Annotated in this window: 15 protein-coding genes; 5 read left to right on the plus strand and 10 right to left on the minus strand. The window is 65.4% G+C overall.

Features of this window, described 5'->3' with window-relative positions:
• Window positions 1-2,724 carry a response regulator gene (locus ACZK2G_RS09965; RefSeq protein ID WP_478475407.1) on the plus strand — a complete coding sequence of 908 codons (2,724 nt, stop codon included), beginning with the start codon at window positions 1-3 and terminating at the stop codon, window positions 2,722-2,724.
• 12 nt (window positions 2,725-2,736) lie between these two features.
• Here the strand turns inward: ACZK2G_RS09965 and rpfF are convergent, their stop codons facing one another.
• The 5 genes from rpfF to betI form a co-directional block, all read right to left on the minus strand.
• Window positions 2,737-3,606 carry a diffusible signal factor synthase RpfF gene (gene rpfF / locus ACZK2G_RS09970; RefSeq protein ID WP_106467930.1) on the minus strand — a complete coding sequence of 290 codons (870 nt, stop codon included), beginning with the start codon at window positions 3,604-3,606 and terminating at the stop codon, window positions 2,737-2,739.
• A gap of 201 nt (window positions 3,607-3,807) precedes the next feature.
• Complete coding sequence (gene rpfB / locus ACZK2G_RS09975) at window positions 3,808-5,484, minus strand: fatty acyl-CoA ligase RpfB (protein WP_253079622.1); 1,677 nt, start codon at window positions 5,482-5,484, stop codon at window positions 3,808-3,810.
• 190 nt (window positions 5,485-5,674) lie between these two features.
• Entirely contained in the window at window positions 5,675-7,357 is a 1,683-nt protein-coding gene (betA, locus tag ACZK2G_RS09980) for a choline dehydrogenase (protein ID WP_295381901.1), read from the minus strand.
• Between the two features lie 99 nt (window positions 7,358-7,456).
• On the minus strand, window positions 7,457-8,929 hold the full coding sequence (betB, locus tag ACZK2G_RS09985; RefSeq protein ID WP_478475410.1) for a betaine-aldehyde dehydrogenase: 1,473 nt from the start codon (window positions 8,927-8,929) through the stop codon (window positions 7,457-7,459).
• A gap of 38 nt (window positions 8,930-8,967) precedes the next feature.
• On the minus strand, window positions 8,968-9,558 hold the full coding sequence (gene betI, locus ACZK2G_RS09990) for a transcriptional regulator BetI (protein ID WP_136639724.1): 591 nt from the start codon (window positions 9,556-9,558) through the stop codon (window positions 8,968-8,970).
• 170 nt (window positions 9,559-9,728) lie between these two features.
• On the opposite strand from betI, the gene ACZK2G_RS09995 reads away from it, so the two are divergent.
• On the plus strand, window positions 9,729-11,279 hold the full coding sequence (locus ACZK2G_RS09995; protein WP_337302508.1) for a BCCT family transporter: 1,551 nt from the start codon (window positions 9,729-9,731) through the stop codon (window positions 11,277-11,279).
• Between the two features lie 269 nt (window positions 11,280-11,548).
• On the opposite strand, the gene acnA is transcribed toward ACZK2G_RS09995, so the two are convergent.
• On the minus strand, window positions 11,549-14,302 hold the full coding sequence (gene acnA, locus ACZK2G_RS10000) for an aconitate hydratase AcnA (RefSeq protein WP_478475413.1): 2,754 nt from the start codon (window positions 14,300-14,302) through the stop codon (window positions 11,549-11,551).
• A 302-nt stretch (window positions 14,303-14,604) separates the two neighbouring features.
• Here acnA and ACZK2G_RS10005 point away from each other — a divergent pair, with 302 nt between their 5' ends.
• The 3 genes from ACZK2G_RS10005 to acnB are packed head-to-tail and all read left to right on the plus strand — an operon-like array spanning window position 14,605 to window position 17,866.
• Window positions 14,605-14,829 (plus strand): AbrB/MazE/SpoVT family DNA-binding domain-containing protein, encoded by a 225-nt coding sequence (locus ACZK2G_RS10005; protein WP_005409505.1) that lies wholly within the window; start codon window positions 14,605-14,607, stop codon window positions 14,827-14,829.
• Window positions 14,830-14,835: 6 nt separating this feature from the next.
• Window positions 14,836-15,234 (plus strand): type II toxin-antitoxin system VapC family toxin, encoded by a 399-nt coding sequence (locus tag ACZK2G_RS10010; RefSeq protein ID WP_008267153.1) that lies wholly within the window; start codon window positions 14,836-14,838, stop codon window positions 15,232-15,234.
• 40 nt (window positions 15,235-15,274) lie between these two features.
• Window positions 15,275-17,866, plus strand: a complete 2,592-nt coding sequence (acnB, locus tag ACZK2G_RS10015; protein ID WP_478475415.1) for a bifunctional aconitate hydratase 2/2-methylisocitrate dehydratase — start codon at window positions 15,275-15,277, stop codon at window positions 17,864-17,866.
• 299 nt (window positions 17,867-18,165) lie between these two features.
• Here acnB and ACZK2G_RS10020 read toward each other — a convergent pair whose 3' ends face one another.
• The 4 genes from ACZK2G_RS10020 to ACZK2G_RS10035 all read right to left on the minus strand — a co-directional run bounded on the left by ACZK2G_RS10020 (window position 18,166) and on the right by ACZK2G_RS10035 (window position 21,429).
• A complete protein-coding gene (locus tag ACZK2G_RS10020; protein ID WP_478475417.1) occupies window positions 18,166-18,804 on the minus strand; it encodes a hypothetical protein in 639 nt (212 codons plus the stop codon).
• Window positions 18,805-18,896: 92 nt separating this feature from the next.
• Window positions 18,897-19,970 carry a protein-glutamate methylesterase/protein-glutamine glutaminase gene (locus ACZK2G_RS10025; protein WP_478475419.1) on the minus strand — a complete coding sequence of 358 codons (1,074 nt, stop codon included), beginning with the start codon at window positions 19,968-19,970 and terminating at the stop codon, window positions 18,897-18,899.
• Complete coding sequence (gene cheD, locus ACZK2G_RS10030) at window positions 19,967-20,563, minus strand: chemoreceptor glutamine deamidase CheD (RefSeq protein WP_337302505.1); 597 nt, start codon at window positions 20,561-20,563, stop codon at window positions 19,967-19,969. Before cheD ends, ACZK2G_RS10025 begins: the two co-directional genes overlap by 4 nt.
• A complete protein-coding gene (locus ACZK2G_RS10035) occupies window positions 20,560-21,429 on the minus strand; it encodes a CheR family methyltransferase (protein WP_478475421.1) in 870 nt (289 codons plus the stop codon). The genes cheD and ACZK2G_RS10035 overlap by 4 nt, the downstream gene beginning before the upstream one ends.

The following is a 21,429-nucleotide window of genomic DNA, read 5'->3' on the forward strand; positions in this document are numbered from 1 at the left end:
ATGCAGGACCTGTTCGCACGCGTGAAGCGCCGGTTGGCGCAGCGTCCGGATTCGGAGCATGGCCAGGCGATCGTGCGGGTGGCGCTGATCTCGCTGATCCTGGTCTATGTGCTGCTGTCCGGTGCGCGCCTGCACCGTCTGGAGCAGTACCAGGGCGTGCTGGCGACGGTACTGACCGGGTTGGGGCTTTCGCTGCTGCTGTTCGGTTGGCTGCTGTGGAAGCCTGAGCGCTCCGATCCGCGCCGGGTTGCCGGGATGCTGGCCGATTACGGCTTGATCGCCATCGGCATGATCCAGATGGGCGAACCGCTGGCCTGGGTGTACGCGGTGGTGATGTGGGTCACGGTGGGCAACGGCCTGCGCTTCGGGCCGCGTTACCTGGCCGCTGCCATCGTGCTGGCGATGGTCAGTTTCGGCACCACCGTGCTGTTGACCCCTTACTGGCAGGCCAACCTGGGCCTGGCCATTTCCCTGTGGTTGGGGTTGCTGGCAGTACCGTTGTGCTGCTCCTCCCTGCTGCGCAGAAGGATGCGACATCCGATCATGGATACGACCCCCGCCGCTGCCTCTCCCAACCGTTCGTTGCTGGCCCGCTTCAAGCAGCGCCTGTCCGGGCGCGAGGACAGCGAGCACGCGCAGAACCTGATCCGCATCATCATCACGGCGCTGTTCATCAGCTACCTCGGCTGGCGCTCGCTGAGCGGCGGCGGTGAGGCGCTGACCGCGACCTGGTTGATCCTCGCCTTCGAGCTGACCATCTCCGCCGGCCTGCTGACCGCGATCCTGGTCAATCCGGGTGTGTCGCATGTGCGCCGGGTGATCGGCATGCTGACCGACTACACCTGCATGGCCTGGATCATGACCATCCAGGGCGAGCCGGCCGCGCCGCTGTATGCGGTGATGCTGTGGGTGACCATCGGCAACGGCATGCGCTACGGCAGCACCTATCTGCGCGTGGCCACCGCCATGGGCTGCCTGGCGTTCCTGTGTACGGTGATGCTGTCGCCCTACTGGCGTGGGCACGACTATCTGGGCTGGGGCCTGCTGCTGGGCCTGGGCGCGATCCCGCTGTACTTCGATTCGCTGCTGCATGCGCTCACCCGTGCAGTGGCCGAGGCGCGCCAGGCCAACGAAGCCAAGAGCCGCTTCCTGGCCAACATGAGCCATGAGTTCCGCACGCCGTTGAACGGGCTGGCCGGCATGACCGAAGTGCTGGCCACCACCCGCCTGGACGATGAGCAGCGCGAGTGCCTGAACACCATCCAGGCCTCCACCCGCAGCCTGCTGGCGCTGGTGGAGGAGGTGCTGGACATCTCCGCGATCGAGGCGGGCAAGGTGCGGGTGGAGTGGCACGAGTTCGCGCTGGCCGATGTGCTGCAGGCGATCAACCTGATCCTGACCCCGCAGACCCGCTCCAAGTCGCTGGACTACCGCGTGCATGTGGACGACAACGTGCCGCCGCGCCTGCTTGGCGATGCCGGTCATCTGCAGCAGATCCTGCTCAATCTGATGGGCAATGCGGTCAAGTTCACCGACAGCGGCTACGTGCATCTGCGTGTTTCCAGCCTGGACGCAGCGGGCAGCGAGCGGGCGCGCCTGCGTTTCGAGATTGTCGACAGCGGCATCGGCGTGCCGGTGGCGCTGCGCGGCCGGCTGTTCAATGCCTTCGAGCAGGGCGATGTCGGCCTGGCCCGTCGCCATGAGGGAACCGGACTGGGCACCGCCATTGCCAAGGGCCTGGTCGAATCGATGGGCGGGCAGGTCGGTTATGCGCCGAACAGCCCGCGTGGCAGCGTGTTCTGGGTGGAGATCACGCTGGACGTGGCAGAGACCTCATCAGCCCCGGCGGTTCCGTCCGAGGTGGCTGAAGCCGGCAATGTCATCGCATTTTCCAATCCCTTCCTGCGTCATCGTGCACGGGTGCGCAGCCTGCGGGTGCTGGTGGCCGACGACCATGAAGCCAACCGCATGGTGCTGCAGCGGTTGCTGGAGAAGGCCGGCCACAAGGTCACCTGCGTCAATGGCGGCGCCGAAGTACTCGATGCACTGGAGCAGGCCAGTTACGACGCAGCAATCGTCGATCTGCACATGCCCGGCATGAGTGGACTGGACCTGCTCAAGCAGCTGCGGGTGATGCAGGCCAGCGGCATGCCCTATGTGCCGGTGATGGTCCTCAGTGCCGATGTCACCCCCGATTCGATCCTGCGCTGTGAACAGGCCGGCGCACGCGCCTTCCTGGCCAAGCCGGTAGTGGCAACCCGGTTGCTGGAAGTATTGGCCGATGTTGCTGCCAACACCCGCCCGGAATCCGGCATCCAGTCGGTTCCCGCGCTGCCGGTGGGCGATGGCGTGCTTGATACGGCAGTGCTGGATGAACTGGCGTCGCTGGGCATGGGCGACGGCTTCGAGCGCAAATTCATCGACCAGTGCCTGGTGGATGTCGATGCGAGCATGGGCCAGCTGCAGGCCTGCGGTGAAGGCCAGGCCTGGGAGGACTTCCGCGAGCACGCCCACGCCCTGCGCGGGGTGGCGAGCAACCTGGGGCTGGTCCAGGTTGCCGCCTCCAGTGGCGAGATCATGCGCATGGCGGACTGGCAGTTGAAGGGCGAGTGGGTGACCCGCCTCGGTAGTCTTGCCACCGCCCTACGCCTCGGCAGGAATGCACTGGCCGCCCGCAGCGCGGACATCGCGCGCCGTGACGACAGCGAGCGCAGCCCGTCCTGAACCGCCGCGCTGTCAGGCCGGGTCGCCATTGCGCCGGGCCTGTGCCCGCACCAGCCGGTCCATGGTACGCAGGGACTTCTCGCCGAGCTGCATGGCGGTATCCACCCAGATCTCGGTGATCCGCATCATTTCGTGCAGTGGCACCATGCTGGCGATTTCGTTCACCTCGCGCATCGCGGCCCAGGCATGTGGAATCCGCTTGCTGTCCTTGATCACCTGTTCAACTGCGGCAACGCCTTCGCCGACCGGCACCACGATGTCGACCAGCCCCATTTCCTTGAGCTGGCTGGCGGTGTAGAGGTTGCCCTCCAGCATGATCTTCTCGGCCAGGCGCGGGCTGATGCGCTGGCACAGGAAGGAGTAGGCGCCCATGCCGGGGAACAGGTCGAACAGCACCTCCGGCAGGCCCATCAGCACGCCTTCCTCGGCGACGATGGTGTGGCAGCTCAGCGCGGCTTCGAAGCCGCCGCCCAGTGCATTGCCCTGGACCAGGGCGATGCTGTGCGCACGTGCACCGAGCCCGGCATGGAAGGCGTGCACGCCGCGTACGCAGCGCTGGGCATAGTCGAGCAGGCGGGCGCGGTCGCCTTCGCGAATCAGCCGGCAGAACAGCTCGAGGTCGCCACCCAGGTTGAACACGTCACTGTCTGAGGCCAGAACGACATGGGGTGACAGGACGTGCGAGGCGCTGAGGCGGTCGCCCAGTTCGCGCTGGTAGTCGACGATGTCATCGACCAGGCGCGAGGCGAAGCAGGGCCGGCCCGGCTGGTTGACCAGGTTGGCATGCATGTGGATCCAGTAGACATCCCGCTCGGGCTCTTCGGTAATGCGCAGGGTAGGGTGCAGCGAGGGGCGGGTGATGATGGGGCGTACTGCGGACATGGGAGTTCTCCGTGTGACCGTCCGGCCAACCGCAGAGCGGACGGAGAGGAGTGAGGGGAGGCGAGCTGAACGTGCGGCGGCGACTGATTCTATGCACCCGTCGTGAACCGCCCGCAAGCGCTGTGCCGGCCATGTTCCGGTAATAAAAAGACCCCGCCGTTGCCGGCGGGGTCCCTGTTCTGCTCGCTTGCCCGGAAACCCTTACGGGGCGGGCGTATCACGCAGCTCGCGACGGAGAATCTTGCCGACGTTGGTCTTCGGCAGCTCTTTTCGGAATTCTACGATTCTGGGGTGCTTGTAACCGGTCAGGTTTGCCCGCGCATGTTCCTTGACCATTTCCGCAGTCAGGTTCGGGTCCTTCTTCACGATCACCACCTTCACCACCTCGCCGGATTTTTCATCCGGGACACCGACTGCGGCCACTTCCAGCACGCCCGGCATCATTGCGATGACGTCCTCGACCTCGTTCGGGTACACGTTGAAGCCGGACACCAGGATCATGTCCTTCTTGCGGTCGACGATGTAGAAGAAGCCCTGTTCGTCCATCCTGGCCATGTCGCCGGTGTGCAGCCAGCCGTCGGCATCGATGGCAGTGGCGGTTTCTTCCGGGCGCTGCCAGTAACCCTTCATCACCTGCGGGCCCTTGATGCACAGTTCGCCCACTTCACCCAGCGGCAGGATGTTGCCGTTGTCGTCCTTGATGCAGGCATCGGTGGACGGGATCGGCAGGCCGATAGAGCCATTGTATTCGGGCAGGGTGAGCGGGTTGATGCAGGCCGCCGGCGAGGTTTCGGTCAGGCCATAGGCCTCGACCAGGGTCACCCCGGTGGTCTTCTTCCAGCGTTCGGCCACGGCGCGCTGCACCGCCATGCCGCCACCCAGCGTGAACTTGACCGAGGAGAAGTCGATCTCGTCGAAGCCCGGGGTGTTGAGCAGGCCGTTGAACAACGTGTTGACGCCGGTGATGGCGGTGAAGCGGGTGCCCTTGAGCTCCTTGACGAAGCCCTTCATGTCGCGCGGGTTGGTGATCAGGTGGTTGCAGCCACCGAACTTCATGAAGACCAGGCCGTTCGCGGTCAACGCAAAGATGTGGTACAGCGGCAGGGCGGTGATGATCACTTCCTTGCCCGGCTCGATGCCCGAGGTGGACAGCCACGCCGATGCCTGCTGCATGTTGGCGATCAGGTTGCGGTTGGTCAGCATCGCGCCCTTGGCAACACCGGTGGTGCCGCCGGTGTACTGCAGGAAGGCGATATCGTCGTGGTCGATCTCGACCGCCGGAAGCGTGTGCCGGCTGCCCAGCTTGAGCGCCTGCCTGAAGCGGATCGCGCCCTTGATGTGGTAGTTGGGCACCATCTTCTTGACGTACTTCAGCACGAAGTTGACGATCGCGCCCTTGGCGCCGAGCAGGTCGCCCAGGCCGGTGGTGATCACGTGCTTGACCGGTGTGTCGGCGATGACCTGCTCGACGGTGTCGCCGAAGTTGTCGACCACCACCAGCGCGCTGACGCCGGCGTCCACCAGCTGGTGCCTGAGTTCACGCGCGGTGTACAGCGGATTGACGTTGACCACGGTCAGGCCGGCGCGCAGCACGCCGAAGGTGGCCACCGGGTACTGCAGGCAGTTGGGCATCATCAGGGCGACGCGGTCACCCTTCTTGAGCTTGAGCTCACCCAGCAGGTAGGCCGCGAACTGGTTGACCAGCGTATCGGTCTCGCCGTAGGTGATGACCTTGCCGAAGCTGGAGTAGGCGGGACGGTCGCGGAATTTCGCGACGGAGGCGTCGAAGACCGAGGCTACCGAATGGAATTCGTTGACGTCGATTTCGGCGGGAACGCCTTTCGGATAGCTCTGCAGCCAGGGACGATCCAGACTCATATTCCCCCTCCAGGAATCGTGATGATGGGTGCGGCGCGGACAGTATCCGCCAGAACCGCTCACCGCAGCATACCGTTCCGTAGGGAAAACGCGAAGGGGGCGCGAAGAACGCGCCCCCGGGGCTGCATGAGCGCCCACCAGGGTGGGCATCTACCGGAGATAGGTGTCCGCCGTTTGCGGGCGATTCGCGTCAGCCCTTGCTGCGTACCGGTGCACCATTGGCCTTGTAGTACGGCGCGGTGCTGCGGGCCAGCGGGGTGCGGCCGCGGATCACGTCGGCCAGCTTCTCGGCGATCATGATGGTCGGTGCGTTGAGGTTGCCGGTCACCACCTGCGGCATGATCGAAGCATCGACAATGCGCAGGCCTTCCAGGCCGTGCACGCGGCCCTGGCCGTCGACCACCGCCATCGGATCATCGGCGTGGCCCATCTTGTTCGAGCACGACGGGTGGTAGGCGGTCTCGGCATGTTCGCGCACGAACGCGTCGATCTGCGCATCGGTCTGCAGCGCACTGCCCGGGGAGATCTCGCGGCCGCTGTACGGCGCCAGCGCCGGCTGCGCGAAGATCTCGCGGGTGATCCGGATCGCGGCACGGAACTCGCGCCAGTCCTGGTCGTGCGACATGTAGTTGAACAGGATGCTGGGATGTTCGCGCGGATCCTTCGAGCGCACGTGGATGCGGCCGCGGCTGGGCGAACGCATCGAGCCGACGTGCATCTGGAAGCTGTGCGCCTTGATCGGGTTGGAGCCGTTGTAATTGATCGCCACCGGCAGGAAGTGGTACTGCAGGTTCGGCCAATCGAACTCGGCGTCGCTGCGGATGAAGCCACCGGCCTCGAACTGGTTGCTGGCGCCGATGCCGGTGCCAAGGAACAGCCACTCGGCGCCGATGGCCGGCTGGTTGTAGAGCTTCAGTGCCGGGGCCAGCGAGACCGGCTTCTTGCACTCGTACTGCAGGTACATCTCAAGATGGTCCTGCAGGTTGGCGCCGACGCCGGGCAGGTGGTGCACCAGGTCGATGTCCAGGCTGCGCAGCAGGTCGGCCGGGCCGACGCCGGAGCGCTGCAGGATCTGCGGCGAGGCGATGGCACCACCACACAGCAGCACTTCGCGGCGCGCGGTGGCACGCTGCGGCTGGTCGTTGTGCAACCACTGCACGCCCACCGCACGCTTGCCCGAGAACAGGATGCGGTCGGTCAGCGCGTGGGTGACGATGGTCAGGTTCGGGCGCGGCTTGGCCAGGTCCAGGTAGCCGCGGGCGGTGCTGGAGCGACGGCCCTTCGGGGTCACCGTGCGGTCCATCGGGCCGAAGCCTTCCTGCTGGTAGCCGTTGAGATCGTCGGTGCGCGGGTAACCGGCCTGCACGCCGGCCTCGACCATCGCCGCGAACAGTTCGTTGTTGCCGGCCTTGGGCGTGGTGACGCGCAGCGGGCCGTCGCCACCGTGGTAATCATTGGGGCCGATGTCGCGGGTTTCGGCCTTGCGGAAGTACGGCAGGCAGTCCAGGTAGGTCCAGTCGTCCAGACCCGGCATGCTGGCCCAGTTGTCGTAGTCCATGGCGTTGCCGCGGATGTAGCACATGCCGTTGATCAGCGACGAACCGCCCAGGCCCTTGCCGCGGCCACAGTCCATGCGGCGGTTGTTCATGAAGGGCTCGGGATCGGTCTTGTACGCCCAGTTGTAGCGCTTGCCCTGCAGCGGGAAGGCCAGCGCCGCCGGCATCTGGGTACGGAAGTCGAGCCGGTAGTCCGGGCCACCGGCTTCCAGCAGCAGCACGCTGACATCGGCATCTTCGGTGAGGCGGGTGGCCAGCACGTTGCCGGCCGAACCGGCGCCGATGATGATGTAGTCGTACTCGTTATGGGTGCTCATGGGTGTCTCCTGCAGGCCGGGGCGCTGCATGCAGCCGTCCCGGCGGAATGTCGGATCGGCACGATGGCCGGACGTGGGGCGCGCCCGGGGGCGCGCCGGTCAGAACACGCTGGCGTAGTCGCCCAGCTCGACCTGCACCGACTTGATGCGGGTGTAGTGGCCGAGGGTCGAGAGGCCGTTCTCGCGGCCGACGCCGGATTCCTTGTAGCCACCGACCGGCATTTCGGCCGGCGATTCGCCCCAGGTATTGATCCAGCAGATGCCGGCTTCCAGGCGGTGGATGATGCGGTGGGCGCGGCTGACGTCCTTGCTGACCACGCCGGCGGCGAGGCCGAAGGTGGTGTCGTTGGCACGACGCACCACTTCGTCTTCGTCGTCGTAGGCAAGGATGCTCATCACCGGCCCGAAGATCTCTTCCTTGACGATGGTCATGTCATCGCGGCAGTCGGAGAACACGGTCGGCAGCACGTAGGCGCCATTGGCCAGCGCCCCTTCGGTAGCACGGCCGCCGCCGGTCAGCAGGCGGGCGCCTTCGGCCTTGCCGCTTTCGATGTAGCGCAGCACGTTTTCCATGTGCGGGAAGCTGGTGAGCGGGCCGAAGTTGGTCTCGGCGGCCGTCGGGTCGCCGATGCGGATGCGCTTGACGCGCTCGACCACGGCGGCTTCGAACGCGGCCAGCATGCTGCGCGGCACGAACACGCGGGTGCCGTTGGTGCAGACCTGGCCGGAGCTGAAGAAGTTGGCCATCACCGCGATGTCGGCGGCGCGGTCGAGGTCGGCGTCATCGCAGATCACCAGCGGCGACTTGCCGCCCAGTTCCATGGTCACTTCCTTCAGCGACGAGGACGCGGCGCTGGCCATGACCTTCTTGCCGGTGGCGACGCCGCCGGTGAAGGAGATCTTCTCGATCACCGGGTGCTCGGTCAGCCACTGGCCGATCTCGCGGCCAGGGCCCTGCACGACGTTGAACACGCCGGCCGGCACGCCGGCTTCGGTGTAGATTTCGGCCAGTCGGATCGCGGTCAGCGGCGTCACTTCGGACGGCTTGAACACCATCGCGTTGCCGGCGGCCAGCGCCGGTGCCGACTTCCACATGGCGATCTGGATCGGGTAGTTCCAGGCGCCGATGCCGGCGACCACGCCCAGCGGCTCGCGGCGGGTGTAGAAGAAGCTCGATTCGCGCAGCGGCAGCTGGATGCCTTCGATGGCGGTGGCCAGGCCGGCGTAGTACTCGACCACGTCGGCACCGGTGACGATGTCCACGGTGGTGGTTTCGGCCAGCGCCTTGCCGGTGTCAAGGGTTTCCAGATGGGCCAGCTCGTCGTTGCGCTCGCGCAGGATCTCGACGGCGCGGCGCAGGATGCGCGAACGCTCCATGGCGGTCATCGCCGCCCACACCTTCTGGCCTTCGGCCGCGCTCTGCACGGCGCGCTCGACGTCAGCCTGGCTGGCGACCTGCACTTCAGCGATCACTTCACCGGTGGCCGGGTTGACGGTCCTGAAGGTCTTGCCGCTGGTGGCATCGACGCGCTGGCCGTGGATGTAGAGCTGTTGGACGGGCAGGGTGGTCATGGGGCGTACTCCTTGGAAGGGGGCGGGTGCTGCAACGCTTATAGCGCGGCAGCCTGCAACTGGAAGTCGATGTAGCCGTAAGCGATGCGCCGGGACTTCTCGGCATTGAACTGGCCGCCGACCAGGCTGCCGCGCAGCCACAGACCGTCGATCATCGCGGCCAGGCCACGGGCGGCCAGGCGGGCCTGCGGGTGGGGCAGCAGGCGGTTGAACTGGTGGCACAGGTTGGAGAACAGGCGCTGGTCGTTGGCGCGCTGCAGCCGGGCCAGTTCCGGCTGGTGCATGCTGGCGGCCCAGAAGGTCAGCCAGACGCGCATCGCGGTGCCGTTGATCTGGCTGTCGTCGAAGTTGCCGTCGACGATGGCGCGCAGCTGGTCGCGCGGGTCGTCGCCGACGTCGGCGCGGTAGCGGGCGACCGCCTCCTTCAGTTCGCGCAGGATCTGCCGCATTGCAGCATTGAGCAGGCCGTCCTTGTCGCCGAAGTAATGGGCGACGATGCCGCTGGACAGCCCGGCCTTCTTCGCGATGGTGGCGACGGTCGCATCGGCCATGCCGATCTCGTCGATGGTCTGGAAAGTGGCCCGGATCAGCTGCTCGCGCCGAACCGGTTCCACGCCTTTCTTCGGCATTGTCTCTCCACGGATTGCGACCCGAAGGATCGGGCTGCCGACCATTATGCTTTTTATTGATTGAACGTTCAATCAATAAACCCTAGGATGCGCTCGCGCCCCACGCCATGGGCCCGGTTTACCGGTCCGGCCCCGCCCATGTGCTCCCTCGGACTTGATGAGACGACCCCATGTCTTCCCTGGCTCATCCCAAGCGTTCGCCCCTGCGCTTGAACCGTTTTGTCTTCTTCAGTTCCTCGGTGTCGATCGGCATCCTCGGGCTGCTCACCGTTCTCTATCCCGAAGGCAGCGAGCACTGGCTGCAATGGGCGCAGGCCGAGGTCTCGGCGGCGTTCGGCTGGTGGTACATGCTGCTGATCGTGCTGTGCCTGGGCTTCGTGCTGTGGCTGGCGTTCTCGCCGTATGGCCGCATCCGCCTCGGCCACAACGAGGAATCGCCGGCCTTCGGCTACGTGGCCTGGGTGTCGATGTTGTTCTCGGCCGGCATCGGCATCGCGCTGCTGTACTACGGCGCCTACGAGCCGCTGGACCATTTCCTCAATCCGCCCGGGCAGCCCGGCGGAACGGTGGCAGCGGGCCGCGAGGCGATGGTGCTGACCTTCCTGCACTGGGGCCTGCACGGCTGGGCGCTGTACGCGCTGGTCGGCGTGGCACTGGGCTATTTCGCCTACCGCCGCGACCTGCCACTGGCGCTGCGCTCGGCGCTGTACCCGATCTTCGGCGAGCGCATCCATGGCCGCATCGGCGACATGGTCGATGGCTTCGGCATCCTTGCCACGCTGATCTCGATGGTGACCAATCTTGGCATCGGCGCGCTGGTGGTGCAGTCCGGCCTGGTCTACCTGTTCCACATTCCGGATACGCCGCAGGTGCTGGTGGCGATCGTGCTGGTGATGATGGCCGTTGCCACCATCGGCGTGGTAGCGGGCGTGGAGAAGGGCATTGCCTGGCTCTCCAACCTCAACGTGCGCCTGCTGTGCGGCCTGCTGCTGTTCGTGCTGGTCACCGGCCCGACCCTGCACCTGTTCGACGGCCTGATCCAGAACACCGGCGATTACCTCGGCGCGTTCGTGCGCAAGAGCTTCGACATGTACCTCAACGACCCCAAGGGCCGTGAGTGGATGGGCTCGTGGACGCTGTTCTACTGGGCCTGGTGGATCGCTTGGGCGCCGTTCGTGGGCCTTTTCGTGGCGCGCATCTCGCGTGGCCGCACCATCCGTGAAGTGATCATGGGCGTACTGTTGATCCCGCTCGGTTTCACCCTGGCCTGGCTGTCGATCTTCGGCAACACGGCTATCGATCTGGTGCTCAATCACGGCCAGGCGGTTATTGGCGAGGTAGCCCAGCACGATGCGGCAATGACCCTGTTCAAGCTGCTTGAGTACCTGCCTGGTGCACCATACGTGGCCGGTGCCGCGGTGGTGATCGGCTTCGTGCTGTTCCTGACCCCGGTCGATTCGGGCACGCTGATGATCGCCAACCTGTGCACCCGCCGTGTCGATGACGGCGTGGAGGACGGCCACGACGCGCCGATCTGGCTGCGGGTGTTCTGGGCGGTGGGCATCACCGTGGCCAGTGTCGGCCTGCTGCTGGCCGGCAACTTCAGCGCGATGCAGACGGCGGTGGTGCTGTGTGGTCTGCCGTTCTCGTTCATCCTGGCGTTCTACATGTGGGGCCTGCTGAAGGCGCTGCGCACCGACCCGGACGCACCGCGGCGGTAGGTAGCGCCGGGCGCTGCCCGGCGAACGCCAAAGCAAAGGGCCGGATCTGTGAGGATCCGGCCCTTTTGTCTTGTCGCAGCCAGGCATGGCCTGGCTCTACCTACGCAGTACGCTCGATCAACGTGCAGCCAGCTGGCGCAGCACGTATTGCAGCAGGCCACCGTGGTGGGCGAGGAGGCGCGCTTGCGAACCACGGGTTCGCGCGCCTCCGCAGCGCCCCCGCGCTGGCGCGGGGGCCGGGCTTCCGCCCATTGGGTCCACGGAAGGGTTCAGCGACCTGCCAGCTGGCGCAGCACGTATTGCAGCAGGCCACCGTGGCGGAAGTACTCCACTTCCTTCGGGGTCAGCAGCATCACCGAGACTTCGAAGGTCTTCTTGGTGCCGTCGGCCTTGGTCGCGGTGACCGTGGCACGCTTGCTGGCACCGTCCTGCAGGCCGGTGATGTCTATCACTTCCGAACCGTCCAGGCCCAGGCTCTGTGCGTTTTCACCGTTGCGGAACTGCAGCGGCAGCACGCCCATGCCGACCAGGTTGGAGCGGTGGATGCGCTCGAAGCTCTCGGCGATGACCGCCTTCACTCCCAGCAGCAGGGTGCCCTTGGCCGCCCAGTCACGCGACGAGCCGGTGCCGTATTCCTTGCCGGCCAGCACCACCAGTGGCACCTTGTCGGCCTTGTACTTCATGGCCGCATCGTAGATCGCCAGCTTCTCCGGCTGGCCACCGCCGGCGGGGTAGTACAGGGTGTTGCCGCCTTCTTCGCCGCCGAACATCAGGTTCTTGATCCGGATGTTGGCGAAGGTGCCGCGCACCATCACATCATCGTTGCCGCGGCGGCTGCCGTAGCTGTTGAAGTCGGCCGGCTGCACGCCACGCTCCTGCAGGAAGCGTCCGGCGGGGGAATCCTTCTTGATGTTGCCGGCCGGGGAGATGTGGTCGGTGGTGATCGAATCGCCGAACAGGCCCATCACCCGCGCGCCGTGCACATCATCGATGCTGCCGACCTGCATGGTCATGCCGTCGAAGTAGGGCGGGTTCTTGATGTAGGTGGAGGCATCGCTCCATTCGTACAGGTCACCGTCCGGCGAGGCGATGGTGTTCCAGCGGGTATCGCCCTTGAACACGTCGGCGTAGTTCTGCTTGAACATCTCCGGGCCGACGGTGGCGGCGATGACGTCGCCGATCTCCTTGTTGCTCGGCCAGATGTCGCGCAGGTACACCGGCTGGCCATCGCTGCCGGTGCCCAGCGGTTCGGTGGTCAGGTCGATGTCGGTGGTGCCTGCGATGGCATAGGCCACCACCAGGGGCGGGCTGGCCAGGTAGTTCATCTTCACTTCGGGGTGCACGCGGCCCTCGAAGTTGCGGTTGCCCGACAGCACCGAGGTCACCACCAGATCACCACTGGCGATGCCGGCGCTGACTTCGGTCGGCAGCGGGCCGGAGTTGCCGATGCAGGTGGTGCAGCCATAGCCCACCACGTAGAAGCCGATCTTCTCCAGCTCGGTGAGAACGCCGGCCTTTTCAAGATAGTCGGTGACCACGCGCGAGCCTGGGCCGAGCGAGGTCTTGACCCACGGCTTGCGGTCCAGCCCCTTGGCGGCCGCGTTGCGGGCCAGCAGGCCGGCACCGATCATCACCGCCGGGTTGGAGGTGTTGGTGCACGAGGTGATGGCGGCGATGACCACCGCGCCATCCTTCAGCCGCACTTTCCTGCCATCCATCTCGATGTCGGCGTAGCCCTTGGCCAGCTGCTCGTTGCCCACTGCCGCGCCGCCGCCTTCATTGACGAAGGTGGAGACATCCTCGCTGCGCTTGTCGCGGTTGGCGGTCATGCCGACCAGCGCGTCGCGGTAGTTCTTCTGCACGTCTTCCAGCAGCACGCGGTCCTGCGGACGCTTGGGACCGGCCAGCGACGGCTTCACCGTGCCCATGTCCAGTTCCAGCGTGGTGCTGTACTGCGCATGCGGGCTGTTGGCGTCGTGCCACAGGCCCTGCGCCTTGGCATAGGCTTCGACCAGGGCGATCTGCTCTTCACCGCGGCCGGACAGGCGCAGGTAGGTCAGCGATTCGTTGTCGATCGGGAAGATGCCGCAGGTGGCGCCGTATTCGGGGGCCATGTTGCCGATGGTCGCGCGGTCGGCCAGTGGCAGATGCTGCAGGCCATCACCGTAGAACTCGACGAACTTGCCGACCACGCCGAGCTTGCGCAGCATCTGGGTGACGGTCAGCACCAGGTCGGTGGCGGTGGCGCCCTCGGGCAGCTTGCCGGTCAGCTTGAAGCCGACCACCTGCGGGATCAGCATCGACGAAGGCTGGCCGAGCATTGCGGCCTCGGCTTCGATGCCGCCCACGCCCCAGCCGAGCACGCCGATGCCATTGATCATGGTGGTGTGGCTGTCGGTGCCGAACACGGTATCGGGGTAGGCGACCGCCGTGCCGTCCTTGTCCGCGGTCATCACCACGCGGGCCAGGTTCTCCAGGTTCACCTGGTGGACGATGCCAGTGTTGGGCGGCACCACCTTGAAGTTGTCGAAGGCCTTCTGTCCCCAGCGCAGGAAGCCGTAGCGTTCCTGGTTGCGCTGGAATTCGATCTTGCCGTTGAGGTCCAGCGCGTCCGGCTTGCCGAACACATCGACCTGCACCGAGTGGTCGATGACCAGTTCGGAGGGAATCAGCGGATTGATCTGCTCAGGCGAGCCGCCGAGCTTGACCACCGCATCGCGCATCGCGGCCAGGTCGACCACGCAGGGCACGCCGGTGAAGTCCTGCAGGACCACGCGCGCCGGCATGAAGGCGATCTCGGTGTCTGGCTCGGCCGCCGGGTTCCAGCGGGCCACGGCTTCGATGTGGTCCTTGCCGACGGTGATGCCGCCGTCCTCGTGCCGGAGCAGGTTCTCCAGCAGGATCTTCATCGAGTAGGGCAGGTGGGAGATATCGAAGCGCTGGCCCAGCGTGGGCAGGCTGAAGTAGTCGTAGGTCTTGCCGCCGACGTTCAGCTGGCTGCGGGTGGAGAACGAATCGCTCATGCGGGGTAACTCCTTCTTGCGGATGGCTTGCAGTGGCCCGCGCATGGGCGGACCTGCTTGCGGTCGCCGTGGGCCTGACGGCCCCGGTGGTCCCAGTATGAACCCCAGACTGAATGGATTCATCCGGGCCGGGTTCCGGCCTGCGGCATCGGTTCCAGACTACAGGGGAAGGTGTATGGCGTATGTCACGTTTGTGGCCGATCCTTTGCGAGGCAAGGGCTGGCGGGGTGCCGGTCCTGTTCAGGGTGGAAGTATGCCCGGGGAAGTATGTATAATTTGTGCATACTCTGGAGGGCCTACCGATGGAAGCCACTGTTGCAGAACGCGGACAGATCACCCTTCCCAAGGCGGTGCGTGATGCCCTCGGCCTGACCAAGGGCACGCTGCTGAAGGTCGAACTGGACGGCAGCCGCATCATTCTGCGCAAGAGTGTTGACGATGCCATTTCACGGGCGCGCGGCAAGTTCGCGCTGGACGGCTTCGAATCGTCGGACGCGGCCGTACGCGCGGTGCGTGACGAGGAATAAGTCGTGATGATCGCCGTCGATTCACCGGTGCTGGTCGAGCTGCTCAGCAATGGTCCGCAGGCCGATGCCGTGGAAGCCATCCTCAGGCAGAGCCTGGTCGGCGGCCGTGTGGTGGTCTGCGGCGCGACCCTGGCCGAGGTCTGCGCATCGCTGCGTGGCGGCGCCGAGGTGCTCGAAGCGCTGGAAGAAATGGGCGTGCACTTCAACCCGATGGAAGCCAAGTCGGCGCTGCGCGCCGGCGAGATGCACCGTCGCCACCGCCAGCGCAGCGGCAGCCGCCGCAGCCTGGATGAATTCATGGTCGGCGCCCACGCACTGTTGCAGTGCGACGGCCTGATCACCTGGAACGATACGTTTTACCGCGACTACTTCAAGGGCCTGAAGCTGATCGTGCCGCAAGCCTGAGCCCACTTTTTTTCAACCTACGCATTACCCGGGAGTTGTCATGTTGGAAGCCTACCGCCACCACGTCGCCGAGCGCGCTGCGCTTGGCATCCCGCCGCTGCCGCTGAGCGCGCAGCAGACGGCCGATGTCATCGAACTGCTGAAGAACCCGCCGCAGGGCGAGGCCGAGTTCCTGCTCGACCTGCTGACCCACCGCGTGCCGGCCGGCGTCGATGACGCGGCCAAGGTCAAGGCCTCGTACCTGGCGGCGATCGCCCTGGGCAGCGAGCAGAACCCGCTGATCAGCCGTGAGCGCGCCACCGAACTGTTGGGCACCATGCTCGGCGGCTACAACGTCGCGCCGCTGGTGCAGCTGTTGGACGACGCCAGCGTCGGCACCATCGCCGCCAACGGCCTGAAGAAGACCCTGCTGGTGTTCGATGCGTTCCATGACGTGCAGGAAAAGGCCAAGGCCGGCAATGCCAACGCCCAGTCCGTGCTGCAGAGCTGGGCCGATGCCGAGTGGTTCACCAGCAACCCGGAAGTGCCGCAGAGCCTGACCGTCACCGTGTTCAAGGTGCCGGGCGAGACCAACACCGACGACCTGTCGCCGGCACCGGACGCGACCACCCGCCCGGACATTCCGATGCACGCCCTGGCGATGCTGAAGAACAAGCGCGACGACGCGCCGTTCACCCCGGAAGAAGACGGCAAGCGCGGCCCGATCCAGCAGATCCTGTCGCTGAAGGACAAGGGCCACCTGGTTGCCTACGTCGGCGACGTGGTCGGCACCGGTTCCTCGCGCAAGTCGGCTACCAACAGTGTGCTGTGGTGGACCGGCGATGACATTCCGTTCATCCCGAACAAGCGCGCCGGTGGCGTCTGCCTGGGTTCGAAGATCGCTCCGATCTTCTACAACACCATGGAAGATGCCGGCGCACTGCCGATCGAGCTGGACGTGTCGAAGATGGAGCACGGCGATGTGGTCGAGCTGCGTCCGTACGAAGGCAAGGCGCTGAAGAACGGTGAAGTGATCGCCGAGTTCCAGGTCAAGTCCGAAGTGCTGTTCGACGAAGTGCGTGCCGGTGGCCGCATTCCGCTGATCATCGGTCGCGGCCTGACCGGTAAGGCGCGCGAGGCGCTGGGCCTGGCCCCGACCGACCTGTTCCGTCTGCCGGTGCAGCCGGTCGACACCGGCAAGGGCTTCTCGCTGGCGCAGAAGATGGTCGGCCGCGCCTGTGGCCTGCCGGAAGGCCAGGGCATGCGCCCGGGCACCTACTGCGAACCGAAGATGACCTCGGTCGGTTCGCAGGACACCACCGGCCCGATGACCCGCGACGAGCTGAAGGACCTGGCCTGCCTGGGCTTCTCGGCCGACCTGGTGATGCAGTCGTTCTGCCACACCGCTGCGTACCCGAAGCCGGTGGACGTGAAGACCCACCACACCCTGCCGGAGTTCATCTCCACCCGTGGCGGCGTCTCGCTGCGTCCGGGCGACGGCGTGATCCACAGCTGGCTCAACCGCATGCTGCTGCCGGATACCGTCGGTACCGGTGGTGACTCGCACACCCGTTTCCCGGTGGGCATTTCGTTCCCGGCCGGTTCGGGCCTGGTGGCCTTCGCCGCTGCCACCGGCGTGATGCCGCTGGACATGCCGGAATCGGTGCTGGTGCGCTTCAAGGGCAAGATGCAGCCGGGCGTGACCCTGCGTGATTTGGTCAACGCGATCCCGCTGTACGCAATCAAGTCGGGCCTGCTGACTGTGGCCAAGGCTGGCAAGAAGAACATCTTCTCCGGCCGCATCCTGGAAATCGAAGGCCTGCCGGAACTGAAGGTCGAGCAGGCGTTCGAGCTGTCCGACGCTTCGGCCGAGCGTTCGGCTGCCGGTTGCTCGGTGCGCCTGAACAAGGAACCGATCATCGAGTACCTGACCAGCAACATCACCCTGCTGAAGTGGATGATTGCCGAGGGTTACCAGGATCCGCGCTCGCTGCAGCGCCGTATCGAGAAGATGGAAGCGTGGCTGGCCAACCCGGAGCTGCTGGAGCCGGATGCGGACGCCGAATACGCCGCCGTCATCGAGATCGACCTGGCCGATATCCACGAGCCGATCGTGGCCTGCCCGAACGACCCGGACGACGTGAAGACCCTGTCCGAAGTCGCTGGCGCCAAGATCGACGAAGTGTTCATCGGTTCGTGCATGACCAACATCGGTCACTTCCGTGCGGCTGCGAAGCTGCTGGAAGGCAAGCGTGACCTGCCGACCCGCCTGTGGGTGGCCCCGCCGACCAAGATGGATGCGTCCGAGCTGACCAAGGAAGGCGTGTACGGCACCTTCGGCGCGACCGGCGCACGCATGGAAATGCCGGGCTGCTCGCTGTGCATGGGCAACCAGGCGCAGATCCGCGAAGGCTCCACCGCGATGTCGACCTCGACCCGCAACTTCCCGAACCGCCTGGGCCGCAACACCAACGTGTACCTGGGTTCGGCCGAACTGGCCGCGATCTGCTCGCGTCTGGGTCGCATCCCGACCAAGGAAGAGTACATGGCCGATATCGGTGTGATCGCCGCCAGCGGCAGCGAGATCTACCGCTACATGAACTTCGACCAGATCGAGGAATACCAGGACGTGGCCAACACGGTCGCTGCCTGAGGGTAGTGCCGGCCGCTGGCCGGCACTATTGAAATGAAAAACCCCCGGTGAAAGCCGGGGGTTTTTTGTGCTGAAGCCTGTCATCTGGACGGCAGTTGAGTTGCGTGGCGAAGACGATTCCTTCGCCTCAATCAACTAACCCTTCAATATTTCGTGGTCAGGAGGGAGCGGGTCGTGGAAACGCTCTGTCGTGTATTGGAGCCCGGGGGGGAGTGGCGGCGGCGGCGGGGGAAGCGGGGGCGGGATGGGCCCAGAGGACGGGCCTGAAGGAGCGTCTTCATTGGAACTTTTCTGGTCAATCATCGATTTGAACTCCTTTGCTCAGTTTGGATCTTGTCGATCAATTCGGTCAAGGCATCAAGCGAGCGCTTAATGTTTACGTCCTCTACGAGGTGGTTCTTTCGTGGCGAAGATGTGTCGAGATCAAATATCACAAAAACAAAGGCCGATAGACTCAGGAGGCCTCCGGCATAGCAGATGTTCGCAAAAGTTCGCCTGATTATGCGATTTCTCGACTCATTGACGTTGTGGTTGAAGTCAATGCATTCCGCAATGGCTTGGATGGCAAATGCATCAACTCCAGGAAAACCAGACTTCGGAGCAGCTGCTTCGGAACTCAAGTGATCTAGTCGGTACTGAATGAGCCTCGCGCGGTGCCCTATCGCCTCCTTGGCAAGGGGGAAAGTGGCATAGGTGTGGCCCGTAAGTGCTCGAATCGCGAAATAGATTGATCCAGACAATGGAGCTGCGCTTGCCAGGATGCAGATCCAGAACATGAGCACTACCCACCAATTGCAGGAATAGTCCAGCATTCTGGTCATGTAGGCGGCCGCAGCAACTATGGATGCCTGAAAGCCGAAGTAGAGCTGAAGTCTTGAAACAATTCTCTCCCGTGCCGAAAGCTCGTGAAAGTACAGATCCTTCAGAAATTCATCCATTTTCTGTTCAAGATTTTCAGTTGAAACAAGCGGGCGGGTCTCTGCTCATCATCCGATAGCAGGAATTTCTCAAAAACGGATCACCAAGCCAATCAGCCGCGGGCGAGGGCGAGCAGCCGCTCGGCGATCCGCTCCAGTGGCACCTGCTCTTCGGCCGCACCCAGCTTGAACGCGGAACCGGGCATGCCCCAGACCACGCTGGTGGCTTCGTCCTGCACCAGGGTCGGGGCGCCGGCCTGGCGCATTTCCAGCAGGCCGCGTGCGCCGTCGTCGCCCATGCCGGTGAGGATGGCGCCGATGGCATTGCCAGCGGCGGCCTGCGCCACCGAGCGGAACAGCACGTCCACCGCCGGTTTGTGCCGGTTCACCGCAGGACCGTCGTCCACGCGGCACCGCCAGCGCGCACCGTCACGGATGATCCGCAGGTGCTTGCCGCCGGGCGGCAGGTAGGCATGGCCGGGCAGCACGGCTTCGCCGTCACTTGCCTCGCGCACGGCCATCGCCGAGTGGCGGTCCAGGCGTTCGGCGAAGGCGCTGCTGAAGCTGGCCGGCAGGTGCTGGGTCATCACCACGGCCGGGGCATCCGCCGGCAGGCCTTCCAGCACCACACGCAGTGCTTCGGTGCCGCCGGCCGACGAGCCGATCGCAATCAGCCGGTCGGTCGTGCGGAAGTGCGGCGCGGCCGGGCGCACGGACGGCGCGGCATCCAGGATGAGCTTGGGTGCGGCGGTGCGCACCAGCGGGCGCACGCGTGAGCGGGCGGCCATCTTGACCTTGGCGATGATCTCATCGGCGTAGGCCTGCAGGCCGCGCGACACATCGAGCTTGGGCTTGGAAACGAAATCGACCGCACCCAGGGCGAGCGCCTGCAGCGTGGTGTCGGCACCGCGCTCGGTCAGCGAGGAGATCATCACCACCGGCAGCGGATGCAGGCGCATCAGGTTTTCCAGGAACGCCAGGCCGTCCATGCGCGGCATTTCCACGTCCAGGGTGATCACGTCCGGGGCCAGGCGCTTGATCTTCTCGCGGGCGAGCAGCGGGTCGGCGGCGGTGCCGACCACGTCGATGCCCGGATCGCTGGACAGGATTTCGGTCAGCATCTGCCGTACGACGGCGGAGTCGTCGACGATCAGGACCCGGCAGGGGGCGTTGCCGGTGAGCGTCATTCGAACAGCTCCACGCCACCGGTGACCGGGGTCTTGGACAGGCGTGCACGCACGGCCGATTCGGTCGCGGCTACTTCGGCTTCGTGTGCGTGTGGCAGGCGCTGCACCACCACGCGGCCGGTATCGGCGAAGAACCAGATCTTGCGCGGATGGATGCCGCACAGGTCCTCGGCGATGATCGGAATGTGCTCGGCCTGCAGGTACTGGCGCACGAACTCGGCGTTGCGGGTGCCGACCGGATTGCTGGTGAAACCCTTGAGCACGTTGGCGCCGCCGAACACCTTGGCTTCGATGCGCTTGCGGTGTGCGCCGCGCTTGAGCATGTCGTTGATCAGCAGTTCCATCGCATAGCTGCCGTAGCGCGCGGGTGCGCCGTCGCCGGCGTTGCCTTCGGGCAGCAGGAAGTGGTTCATGCCGCCGATCTTCAGCACCGGGTCGCGCAGGCAGGCCGCCACGCAGGAGCCGAGCGTAGTGGTCAGCGCGGTGGTGTCGTCGACCACCAGATACTGGGTCGGCAGCAGCTTGGCTGCAATGGTCTTGAAGCGCGCGTCCTGGTAACGCATCACATCGTCGGTACGCAGCGATGCGTTCATGCGCCTGCCTTTGCCGCACGGCGGTACAGGGTGCGTCCGCAGGGCTGGATCAGGTCGGCGGCGTGCAGGTAGTTCTCTGAGTGGCCGGTGTAGAGCAGGCCATCGTCGGACAGGTGCTGCACCAGCCGGCCCAGGATCGCGCGCTGGGTCGGCTTGTCGAAGTAGATCATCACGTTGCGGCAGAACAGCGCATCGAACGGGCCGCCGACGTCGTAGCGCGGGGCGAGCAGATTCAATGGGCGGAACTCGATCAGCTCGCGCAGCGCTGGCAGCACGCGGCACTGGCCCTCGTTGGGGCCGCTGCCGCGCTGGAAGTAGCGGCGGCGCAGGTCCGGATCGAGGCTGGTGACGCGATCGATGTTGTAGACGCCACGGCCGGCGGTGGCCAGCACCTGGGTATCGACGTCGGTGGCGATGATGCGTACCGGTGGCTTCAGGGTGCCGAAGGCCTCGCAGGCGGTGATCGCCATCGAGTAGGGCTCTTCGCCGGTGGACGCCGCGCAGGACCACAGCAGCAGCGGCGCACGGCTGGCGCGCTGCTGCAGTTCTTCGCGCAGCTTGTCGAAGTGGTGCGGCTCACGGAAGAATGAAGTTAGGTTGGTGGTCAGGGCGTTGGTGAACGCTTGCCACTCATCGCCGTCCTCCTGTTCCAGGTGGTCCAGGTACTGCTGGAAGCTGCGCATGCCCAGCGTGCGCAGGCGGCGCGACAGGCGGCCATAGACCATGTCGCGCTTGGCCGGGGCGAGGGCGATGCCCACACGCTGGTAGATCAGGTCGCAGACGCGGCGGAAATCACGGTCGGCGAACCCGAATTCGCGCGGGCCGGTGACGATGGGAGTAGGACTTTGCACGGGGGACGTGTCCAT

Source organism: Stenotrophomonas sp. 107298_Sma, from assembly GCF_056480345.1.

Coding starts and splice junctions, on each gene's coding strand:
- acnA (WP_478475413.1), bottom strand. CDS start 14,302: ATGAGCGATTCGTTCTCCACCCGCAGCCAGCTGAACGTCGGCGGCAAG.
- ACZK2G_RS10025 (WP_478475419.1), bottom strand. CDS start 19,970: ATGACGCTCACCGGCAACGCCCCCTGCCGGGTCCTGATCGTCGACGAC.
- ACZK2G_RS09965 (WP_478475407.1), top strand. CDS start 1: ATGCAGGACCTGTTCGCACGCGTGAAGCGCCGGTTGGCGCAGCGTCCG.
- ACZK2G_RS10005 (WP_005409505.1), top strand. CDS start 14,605: ATGGAAGCCACTGTTGCAGAACGCGGACAGATCACCCTTCCCAAGGCG.
- betI (WP_136639724.1), bottom strand. CDS start 9,558: ATGCCGAAGAAAGGCGTGGAACCGGTTCGGCGCGAGCAGCTGATCCGG.
- betB (WP_478475410.1), bottom strand. CDS start 8,929: ATGACCACCCTGCCCGTCCAACAGCTCTACATCCACGGCCAGCGCGTC.
- cheD (WP_337302505.1), bottom strand. CDS start 20,563: ATGAACGCATCGCTGCGTACCGACGATGTGATGCGTTACCAGGACGCG.
- ACZK2G_RS10035 (WP_478475421.1), bottom strand. CDS start 21,429: ATGGACACGTCCCCCGTGCAAAGTCCTACTCCCATCGTCACCGGCCCG.
- rpfF (WP_106467930.1), bottom strand. CDS start 3,606: ATGTCCGCAGTACGCCCCATCATCACCCGCCCCTCGCTGCACCCTACC.
- betA (WP_295381901.1), bottom strand. CDS start 7,357: ATGAGCACCCATAACGAGTACGACTACATCATCATCGGCGCCGGTTCG.
- ACZK2G_RS09995 (WP_337302508.1), top strand. CDS start 9,729: ATGTCTTCCCTGGCTCATCCCAAGCGTTCGCCCCTGCGCTTGAACCGT.
- acnB (WP_478475415.1), top strand. CDS start 15,275: ATGTTGGAAGCCTACCGCCACCACGTCGCCGAGCGCGCTGCGCTTGGC.
- ACZK2G_RS10010 (WP_008267153.1), top strand. CDS start 14,836: ATGATCGCCGTCGATTCACCGGTGCTGGTCGAGCTGCTCAGCAATGGT.
- rpfB (WP_253079622.1), bottom strand. CDS start 5,484: ATGAGTCTGGATCGTCCCTGGCTGCAGAGCTATCCGAAAGGCGTTCCC.
- ACZK2G_RS10020 (WP_478475417.1), bottom strand. CDS start 18,804: ATGGATGAATTTCTGAAGGATCTGTACTTTCACGAGCTTTCGGCACGG.